3 protein-coding genes are annotated in these 2663 nt (G+C 59.6%); 2 read left to right on the top strand and 1 reads right to left on the bottom strand.

The window, feature by feature from the left end; translation table 11 throughout:
- Positions 1–895, top strand: an 895-nt coding sequence (locus VOI29_RS23930) for an IS110 family transposase (RefSeq protein WP_323784334.1), incomplete at its 5' end; no start/stop codon positions are given.
- A gap of 513 nt (positions 896–1408) precedes the next feature.
- A complete protein-coding gene (locus tag VOI29_RS23925; RefSeq protein WP_323784332.1) occupies positions 1409–1933 on the top strand; it encodes a hypothetical protein in 525 nt (174 codons plus the stop codon).
- A 324-nt stretch (positions 1934–2257) separates the two neighbouring features.
- On the opposite strand, the gene VOI29_RS23920 is transcribed toward VOI29_RS23925, so the two are convergent.
- The coding region (locus VOI29_RS23920; protein ID WP_416361583.1) for a transposase at positions 2258–2663 on the bottom strand (406 nt) is incomplete at its 5' end.

Raw genomic sequence — 2663 nt, 5'->3', positions numbered from 1 at the left:
TGCCTGTGCCGTGGTTGCGCCCTCTCTGGTGCCAATGAAGACTGGAGACCGGGTAAAGACAGACCGGCGCGATGCTGTGATGCTGGCCGGGCTGCACCGTGCCGGAGACCTGACCGCGGTCTGGGTGCCGGATGCGGCGCATGAAGCAATGCGGGACCTGGTCCGGGCACGCGCCGCGGCAATGAAGCTGTTGGGCAAGTCGCGGCAGCACCTTCAGGGTTTCCTGCTGCGGCATGGCCGGGTCTATCCCGGGAAGAAGGGATGGACCAAGGCCTACCGGCGCTGGCTGACCACTGTCAGGTTCGAGCACCCGGCGCAGCAGATCGTATTCCAGGATTATGTCGATGCCGTAACCGATGCAGAGGCGCGCCTCCAACGCCGGAAGGACCAGATCACGGCACAGCTGCCGGAGTGGAGCCTGGCACCGGTGGTCGAGGCCGTGCAGGCAATGAGAGGCGTGGCCTTCATCGTGGCGGTGACGGTCGTGGCGGAGGTGGGCGGCTTCAACCGCTTCGGCAATCCGCGCCAGCTGATGGCGTATTTAGGTTTGACGCCGTCAGAAGCGTCAAGCGGAGAGAAGGTTAGCCGCGGCGGGATCACCAAGGCGGGCAGCGGGCTGGCACGCCGGGTGCTGATTGAGGGCGCTTGGAGCTACCGGATGCAGCCGCGCGTGAGCCGGAAGCTCTACGACCGGCTCGAAGCGCTACCCAAGCCGGTGCGCGATATTGCGTGGAACGGGCAGCTGCGGATATGCCGGCGCTATCGCCATCTGATGGCGGCGGGCAAACCGAAGGTCGTTGCCACAACCGCGGTCGCGCGGGAAATGGTTGGGTTCATTTGGGCTATTGCCCGCGAGGTTGTTCCAGCGCCGGCCTGTGACGTCCCCGTGCGTTAACGGCCAACCTGCTACCTCCGATGCACAGGGTCGGGGCCGGAACGCGGTGGGGAATCCTCGTGCCCGTTATGAGCCGGCCCAGCCGACGCTCGCCATCTAGAGCGAGGCAGCCCCAGGACGAAACCACGGTAATGCGGTATCCAACCCGCGCATGAGAGCTTGCTCAACCGTCGTCTCAGTTCCGTCTCCCACCCTGTGCATCTACAGCCGTCCGCATCCGGCACTGCCGGAGGAAAAGGTCATGAAACAAAGGCTTGACAACGATCATGAGAGTAGGCTGCAGTGCCGCAAGTCAGCTTGGCGCCCGCCTCGGCGGCGGCTGCGCTGAGAACGCATGTCAATTTTATGATGCAGCCGACTTTGCGCGACATCGAAACACCGAATTTTGAATGACCGTCAGACCAAGTGTTTTGAACAATCTCTCAGCTCAAAATAAGTGACGGCCCATGGCATCAGTTCCATGCATGAAGCCGCTGCTGACGTTCAGCATTCCTTTGATGCACAAGCACAAAGGTGCGCGCAGACTATCGCCAAGTATTGCCCCGCAATCTCCGCAAAAAGCTGAAAGAACACAACGACATGTTGACACCAAACACACTCAGAAACCTGGTGATCGCCGGGTTGGTCGGCGAAATTTCATTTGAGGTATACGCATGGCTGATCTCGCCACTGCTGTTCGGCGTCGCGCTTGGTCCGGCGAACTTGGTTGTTGCCCTCATCAAAATCGGATTTGGTGTCACTGTGCCGTATTGGGCCGGTTTTCTCGTTCACTTCACGATCGGTGTCATCGGGTTTGCAGGGTTCGTGTGGCTGACGCATCTGGTGTCCCGGATCAACCTGATCCTTTCCGGTGTCATTGCTGGATTTATTCTTTGGTTCGTGGCTCAGGGCCTTCTGGCCCCGGCCGTCGGGCGCACGTTCATGATGGGATTTGGCGCTTACACGCAGTCTTCCTTTGTCGGGCATGTCGGGATGGCCACGCTTATGGGATATGTCATGGTCGCGCGGCAAATTCGGCAGGCCCAGGCTGCAGCCTGAGTGCCGCTATAAGACCGGACAAAGCGGAGGCCCGTTTCTGCTTTGTCCGAAATGTTTGAGTTTACTGGGGGTGAAGCCTTGCAGTCGCCGCGAACGGCCGGAACGGCGAGCCGCACAGCTCAATCGGCAATATGACACCGGCAGAGTTCATGAAATCCAATGGGTCCACCTGCCACCCAATGGCTTAGAAAACGTAAAAACGCTCAGGTCCGTGGCCCAAGGTTGGAGCTCAGAGCACTATGAACCGCCCCGGTTGTGCCGGAGGCTGATTTCAGTTAGTTACGCAGCTCGTTCCTCAGTTTCCATAACCGATTTCATCGACAATCAGCAGAGACGCCCGGGCGCACCCTTGTGAACCGCCACCTTCACGACGGACATGGCACCGGTGACCAAAAGCCTGCGGATATCTCTCTGCCCCATCTTCGACGTTCGGCCCAATTTCTGCTTTCCCGCGGTCGAGTGTTGCTTCGGTACCAGCCCTACCCACGCAGAAAAAACCCGACCCCGGCGAAAGATTTCCATCGGCGGGGCGAAGGCGGAGACAGCCATTGCAGTTTTCGGACCGATGCCTGGCATGGTCTGGAGACGGCGTGCGTTATCGTCTCTTGTCGCTTCGATGTGCACCTGCTTTTCAAGCCTGCCTATCTGTTCTGTTGGCGTGCGATCTGGCCAAGGTAGATTGATCCAACATCTGTCACCACTTTTGGCAGACCGTTCTCGGGATCTTCCA

It is taken from the genome of Leisingera sp., assembly GCF_034669605.1.
Classification (GTDB): Bacteria; Pseudomonadota; Alphaproteobacteria; order Rhodobacterales; family Rhodobacteraceae; genus Leisingera.
The sequence above is the reverse complement of the archived record's forward strand: the minus strand, read 5'-3'. Positions and strand labels throughout refer to the sequence as shown.